Source organism: Pseudomonas sp. FeS53a (assembly GCF_000931385.1).
GTDB lineage: Bacteria > Pseudomonadota > Gammaproteobacteria > Pseudomonadales > Pseudomonadaceae > Metapseudomonas > Metapseudomonas otitidis.
On record NZ_JYFT01000004.1, the window covers coordinates 41334 to 48159 of the forward strand.

Consider the following 6826-nt stretch of genomic DNA (forward strand, 5'->3'; position numbering starts at 1 on the left):
CACATGACATTCGCCAGAGCGCAGGAAGCCCAGGACTTCCTGGACCAGAACCCGGACATCGACACCTTCGAGCTGTTCATCCTCGATGCCAACGGCGTGCCGCGCGGCAAGCTGCTGCACCGCGAGGAGCTGCTCGCCGTCTACCAGAGCGGCCGGCCGCTGCCGAGCACCATCCTGGGGCTCACCCTCAACGGCGAGGACGTGGAGGACTCCGGCCTGGTCTGGGACGTGGGCGACATCGACTGCCGCGCCTACCCGCTGCCCGGCAGCCTGGTGCGCCTGCCCTGGCGGCGCATGCCCACCGCCGCGTTGCAGGTGTGCATGCACCCCGAAGAGGGCATGCCGGCGGCCATCGCCGACCCGCGCCACCTGCTGGTGCAGGTGATCGACCAGCTCAAGGCCGACGGCTACCACCCGGTGATGGCCTGCGAACTGGAGTTCTACCTGCTGGACCAGAAGAACGACGCCCAGGGCCGCCCGCAACCGGCGCTGGACACCGACGGCCGCCGCCCGCGCACCACCCAGGTTTACGGCCTGCGCGAGCTGGAGCAGATCGAGCCGTTCCTCGCCGACCTCTACGCCGCCTGCAAGGCCCAGGGCATCCCGGCGCGCACCGCCATCTCCGAGTACGCCCCCGGCCAGGTGGAGATCACCCTGGAGCACGGCGACGCCCTCACCGCCATGGACCAGGCCGTGCGCTACAAGCGCCTGGTCAAGGGCGTGGCCAATGCCCACGGCATGCGCGCCTGCTTCATGGCCAAGCCCTTCGACCACCTGGCCGGCACCGGCATGCACATGCACGTCAGCCTGGCCGACGCGCAGGGCCGCAACCTGTTCGCCAGCGAAGACCCGGCCGGCACCCCGCTGCTGCGCCTGGCGGTGGGCGGCATGCTCGACTCGCTGCTGGATTCGCTGCTGCTGTTCTGCCCCAACGCCAACTCCTACCGCCGCTTCCAGGCCAACAGCTACGCCCCGCTGGCGCCCACCTGGGGTGTGGACAACCGCACCGTGAGCCTGCGCGTACCGGGCGGTCCGGCGGCCAGCCGGCACGTGGAGCACCGCATCTGCGGCGCCGACGCCAACCCCTACCTGGCGGCGGCCGCCATCCTCGCCGGCATCCACCGCGGCCTGCGCGACGAGATCGACCCCGGCGAGCCGGTCCAGGGCAACGGCTATGCCCAGGCCACCGAGCGCCTGCCCACCGACTGGCTCACCGCCCTGCGCGCCCTGGAGGCGTCCACCTGGGCCCGCGAAGCGTTCGGCGAGGCCTTCCTCGGTGTGTACCTGGCCGTGAAGCGCGCCGAGTACCGCCAGTTCATGGCCGAAGTCAGCGAGCAGGACTGGCGCTGGTACATGGACCAGGCCTGACCCTTTTTTGCGCGGGCCGCCGGGCGGCCTGCACCCGTTGGATGCCCCCACAGGGGCACTGAAGGAATGACCCGATGAATGCTGCACTGAAGAACACCGCCAGCGCCGAGCGCTGCCGCTCCTACTACACCGCCACCCTCAACCAGGAGACCGACTACCCCACCCTGACCGGCACGGTCGAAGCGGACGTGGTCATCATCGGCGGCGGTTTCACCGGCGTCGCCACTGCCGTCGAACTGGCCGAGCGCGGGCTCAAGGTGGCCCTGGTGGAAGCCAAGAAGATCGGCTGGGGCGCCACCGGCCGCAACGGCGGCCAGGTGACCGGCAGCCTTTCCGGCGACGAGGCCATGCGCAAGCAGATGCGCCAGCGCCTGGGCAAGGAGGTGGATGACTTCATCTGGAACCTGCGCTGGCGTGGCCACGAGATCATCAAGCAGCGCGTCGCCCGCTACGGCATCCAGTGCGACCTCAAGCACGGTCACCTGCACGCGGCGATGAAGCCCGCGCACATGGACGAGCTGAAGGCCTCCTACGAGGAAGCCCTGGCCCGTGGCATGGAAGGGGAGGTGACCCTGCTGGATGCCGCCGGCATGCGCAGCCACCTGGAGAGCGACCTGTACCTGGGCGCGCTGAAGAACACCCGCAACATGCACCTGCACCCGCTCAACCTGTGCCTGGGCGAGGCCCGCGCGGCCGAGAGCCTGGGGGCGATGATCTTCGAGCACTCCGAGGTGCTGGAGATCATCCACGGGCCGCGCCCGGCGGTGGTCACCGCCCAGGGTCGGATCAATGCCGGGCAGGTGCTGCTGGCCGGCGACGTCTACCACAAGCTGGAGCGCAAGAAGCTCAAGGGCATGATCTTCCCGGCCATGGGCGGCATCGTCACCACCCGCCCGCTGGGCGAGGTCGCCGACCAGATCAACCCGCAGGACCTGGCCGTCTACGACTGCCGCTTCGTGCTCGACTACTACCGCCTCACCGCCGACAAGCGCCTGCTGCTGGGCGGCGGCGCCAACTACTCCGGGCGCGACTCGCGGGACATCGCCGCGGAACTGCGCCCGGCCATCGAGCGCACCTTCCCCCGGCTCAAGGGCGTGGAGATCGAGTTCCAATGGAGCTGCGCCATGGGCATCGTCATCAACCGCATCCCGCAGCTGGGCAAGCTCTCGCCCAATGTCTGGTACTGCCAGGGCTACTCCGGCCACGGCGTGGCCACCACCCACATCATGGGCGAGATCATGGCCGAGGCCATGACCGGCACCCTGGGGCGCTTCGACACCTTCGCCGGCTGCTCCCACATCAAGGTCCCCATGGGCGACGTGTTCGGCAACCCCATGCTCGCCGTGGGCATGTGGTACTACCAGATGCTGGAAAAACTCCGCTAAAGCCCCGTAGCCCGGGCCAGCCGCATGGGATTCGCCGAGCTCATTCCATCCTGCGGGGGCCTTGCCCGCTCCCTGTGGGAGCGGTTTCAACCGCAAAAAGGTGAGGGCGCCGGGCCTTGGTCGCGAATGAAGTCGCATCCACATGGCACGGCACCCTACCGATCCGCAGCCCGCCAGCAACGATGGGCTTCGCATAGCTCAGCCCATCCTGCGGACGGAGCAGGCCCGCAGGATGCGGTGAGCTCGGCGAACCGCATCGATCCGTTACGGGGATGTAGGAGCGGTTTAAACCGCAAAGGGTGAGCGCGCCGGGCCTTGAACGCGAATGAAGTCACACCCACATGGCACGGCACCCTACCGATCCGCAGCCCTCCAGCAACGATGGGCTTCGCATAGCTCAGCCCATCCTACGGACGTAGCAGGCCCGTAGGATGCGGTGAGCTCGGCGAACCGCATCAATCCGTTGCGGGGATATGGGGGCGGTTTAACCGCAAAGGGTGAGGGCACCGGGCCTGATCGCGAATGAATTCACTCCCACGGGGCACGGTATCTGTAGGGGCGAATTCATTCGCCAAGGAGCGCGCAGCGCTCCCTCGCCCCTGTGGCCTACCCCCGCTGCGCCTTGAGGAACAGCGAGAACAGCTCCGACTGCGACTTGATCCCGAGCTTGGCGTAGATGTGCTTGCGGTGGACCTTCACCGTCTCCGCCGAGATGGCCAGCTTGCGCGCCACTTCCTTGCTGGAGCAGCCGCTGAGCATCAGCCGGGCGACTTCCAGCTCGCGGGCGGTGAGGGCGCTTTCCACCTGCTGGCCCACCTGTTCCAGCTGCACCTCCCAGTTCGGCGCCGGTTGCGGGGTGCTGGCCAGGCGTTCGGCCTCGAAGGCCAGGCGCTGGCGCATCAGCCCCACCACCCAGGGTTCCACCAGGCTCAACAGGGCGATCTGCTCGGGGGTGAAGGCCTGGCGCGAGCCGAGGGACAGGCACAGGGTGCGCCCGCCCTCCAGCGGCACGTTGAACTGCAGTTCGTCGGTCACCACGTTGAGGCGGTGGTAGCGCTGGTAGTAGTCGGTCTGCTCGAAGCATTCCGGCGCCACGTCGGCCAGGCGCAGCAGGCCGCCACGGTTGCTTTCGCGGCTGTGGATGTAGAAGGGGTCCAGCAGGTAGAGGCCGTCCAGGTAGTCCTGGAACAGCAGGTCCGGCTCGCCGTCCTCGCCCGGGCATTCGGCGAACACCAGGGGCCGGCCTTCGCTGAACAGCAGCGCCACCCAGCTGTCGTGGGGCACGTACTGGCCGAGGGTGCGCACCAGCGCCACCCAGAAACCCGGGGCGTCCAGCGACTCGATCAGTTGCCCGACCGAGCGGTGCCAGGCGATGTCCTGCAGGCTCAACGTCATGCTTCTACCCCTGATGGGTTACCACGCGGGCGTGATTTCACCGAAGGCGCCGGGGGTTCCATACTGCGCGAACACCGGGACCGACGCAGCGCGCATTCTGACCGTTTTGCGCCAGCAGGTCTCGCGCAACGACAAGAATCAGGAGTGCCCATGAAGGTCGAACTCGTCCAGCTCACCGGTCGTGACGGCGATACCGCCCACAACCTCGCCGCTGCCCTGGAATCCATCGCCGCCTGCGCCGCCGACACCGACCTGGTGGTGTTCCCGGAGACCCACCTGATGGGCTTCCCCACCGCCGAGAACATTGCCGCCGTCGCCGAACCGCTGGATGGCCCCACCGTCCAGGCCGTACAGCGCGCCGCCCGCGAGCGCAACGTCGCCGTGGCCATCGGTGTGGCCGAGAACGACGCCGGCACCTACTACAACACCACGCTGCTGATCACCCCCGAAGGCATCGCCCTGACGTACCGCAAGACCCACCTGTGGGCCTCCGACCGCGGCATCTTCACCCCCGGCGACCGCTACGCCACCTGCCTGTACAAGGGCGTGCGCGTGGGCCTGCTGATCTGCTTCGACATCGAGTTCCCCGAGAGCGCCCGTGCCCTTGGCCAGCTCGGCGCCGAGCTGATCATCGTCACCAACGGCAACATGGACCCCTACGGCCCCACCCACCGCACCGCGATCATGGGCCGCGCCATGGAGAACCAGGCCTTCGCCGTGATGGTGAACCGCGTGGGCGAGGGCGACGGCGGGCTGGTGTTCGCCGGTGGCAGCGCCGTGGTCGATCCCTTCGGCCACCTGCTGCTGGAAGCCGGGCGCGAGCCGTGCCGGCAGGTCATCGAACTGGACCTGGCCCAGCTCGCCGCCGCCCGCAGCGACTACCGCTACCTCGACGAACGCCGCCTGCACCTGCCCGGCCGGCTGGTCGAGCACGAGGGCGGCCTGCGCGAGTGGCTGATCCCCTGAATCACGATTGACGGGCGCCTGCAGGGCGCCCGCTTGGCCGCCCGTTCGAGGCGGTCGCTCCACCTTCGCCGACTTCGGCTCTGCCATAACAACCAACAATTCGGAGTAGCAGTAATGGCTCGTCTTCAGCGCACCCTGTCGCTGGGGTCCGTGGTGCTGTTCGGCATCGCGTACATGACCCCGATCATCGTCCTCGGCACCTTCGGCATCCTCGCCGACGTCACCCAGGGCCTGGTGCCCGCCGCCTACGTGGCCGCGTCCCTGGCCATGCTGTTCACCGCGCTGAGCTACGCGCGGATGGCCGCCGCCTTCCCGGTGGCCGGCTCGGCCTACACCTACGTGCGCAAATCCATCAGCCCCAAGCTGGGCTTCCTCGCCGGCTGGGCGGTACTGCTGGACTACCTGTTCCTGCCCATGGCCATCTGGCTGATCGGCGCGGCCTACCTGCACTCGGCCTTCCCCGACGTGCCCCAGGCGCTCTGGGTGCTGGCCTTCATCGGCGTCACCACGGCCATCAACGTGGTCGGGCTGAAGCTGGCCAAGACCGTCAACGGCGCGCTGATGCTGGTGCAGTTCCTGGTGCTGCTGGCCTTCGTCGCGCTCTGCGTGCACTACGTGCTGGGCGATGCGAGCAAGCCGCTGTGGTCCCTGGCGCCCTTCGTCGGTGAGGGCCTGAACCTGCCGCTGGTGATGAGCGGCGCGGCCATCGCCTGCTACTCCTTCCTCGGCTTCGATGCGGTGAGCACCCTCACTGAAGAGACCCGCGACCCGCGCCGGACCATTCCCAGGGCGATCCTGCTGATCACCCTGATCGGCGGGCTGATCTTCATCGCCACCTCCTATTTCGTGCAGCTGGCGCACCCGTCCATCGAGTTCCAGAGCGCGGACTCGGCGGCCTACGAGATCGCCCGCAACATCGGCGGCGATGTGTTCGTCTCGGTGTTCCTCATCGGCCTGATCGTCGGCCAGTTCACCTCGGGCCTCTCCGCCCAGGCCAGCGCCTCGCGCCTGCTGTTCGCCATGGGCCGCGACGGCGTGCTGCCGCAGTCCCTGTTCGGCCGCCTCAGCGAGCGCTTCGGCACCCCGGTGGGCAGCATCGTGCTGTGCGGCGTGGTGGCCCTGCTGGCGCTGAAGATGGACGTGACCACCTCCACCTCCTTCATCAACTTCGGCGCCTTCCTGGCCTTCAGCCTGGTGAACCTGTCGGTGATCTTCCACTACTGGCTGCGCAGCGATCAGCGCGGCCCGCGCGAGGCGCTGCTGTTCGTGGTCTGCCCGCTGATCGGCATGGTCTCCACCCTGTGGCTGATGATCAGCCTCGACCACCTGGCGATCATCCTCGGCCTCTCCTGGCTGGCCCTGGGGGTGATCTACCTCGCCTGGCTCACCGGCGGCTTCCGCCGCCAGCCGCCGGAGCTGCACTTCGAAGAGGCCTGAGGTCAGCTGCTGCGGGTGACGCTGAGGGTGGGCTGAAGCCCACCCTTGTATCTCGACTACAGCCCCACCCCAGGGGCATAGTCCCCGACTGATCATCGGGGGAGGGATAGGAAGCCGTGCCCACCCTTAGGCCGCGAGCCTGCAACGTAGATAGTGCTCCGCCCCTCCACACTCACTCGAACAGCCCGAACGGTATCCAGAGCTTCGAGCTCGCATTCACAAGGTTGGGCCGGGTGCAGTGATGATCGCGTCTGAACGGATCGAGAGGAGAATCC

5 protein-coding genes are annotated in these 6826 nt (G+C 68.1%); 4 read left to right on the top strand and 1 reads right to left on the bottom strand.

The features are described from left to right. Positions 1-3 precede the first annotated feature (3 nt). Both SZ55_RS01435 and SZ55_RS01440 read left to right on the top strand, forming a co-directional pair. Positions 4-1368 carry a glutamine synthetase family protein gene (locus SZ55_RS01435; protein WP_044400141.1) on the top strand — a complete coding sequence of 455 codons (1365 nt, stop codon included), beginning with the start codon at positions 4-6 and terminating at the stop codon, positions 1366-1368. Between the two features lie 74 nt (positions 1369-1442). Further along, on the top strand, positions 1443-2753 hold the full coding sequence (locus tag SZ55_RS01440) for an NAD(P)/FAD-dependent oxidoreductase (protein WP_044400143.1): 1311 nt from the start codon (positions 1443-1445) through the stop codon (positions 2751-2753). 606 nt (positions 2754-3359) lie between these two features. Here SZ55_RS01440 and SZ55_RS01445 read toward each other — a convergent pair. Beyond that, entirely contained in the window at positions 3360-4148 is a 789-nt protein-coding gene (locus SZ55_RS01445; RefSeq protein WP_044400146.1) for a helix-turn-helix transcriptional regulator, read from the bottom strand. Between the two features lie 150 nt (positions 4149-4298). Here SZ55_RS01445 and SZ55_RS01450 point away from each other — a divergent pair, with 150 nt between their 5' ends. After that, positions 4299-5114, top strand: a complete 816-nt coding sequence (locus tag SZ55_RS01450; protein ID WP_044400150.1) for a carbon-nitrogen hydrolase family protein — start codon at positions 4299-4301, stop codon at positions 5112-5114. Between the two features lie 114 nt (positions 5115-5228). Beyond that, positions 5229-6551, top strand: a complete 1323-nt coding sequence (locus SZ55_RS01455; RefSeq protein WP_044400153.1) for an APC family permease — start codon at positions 5229-5231, stop codon at positions 6549-6551. Positions 6552-6826: the final 275 nt, after the last annotated feature.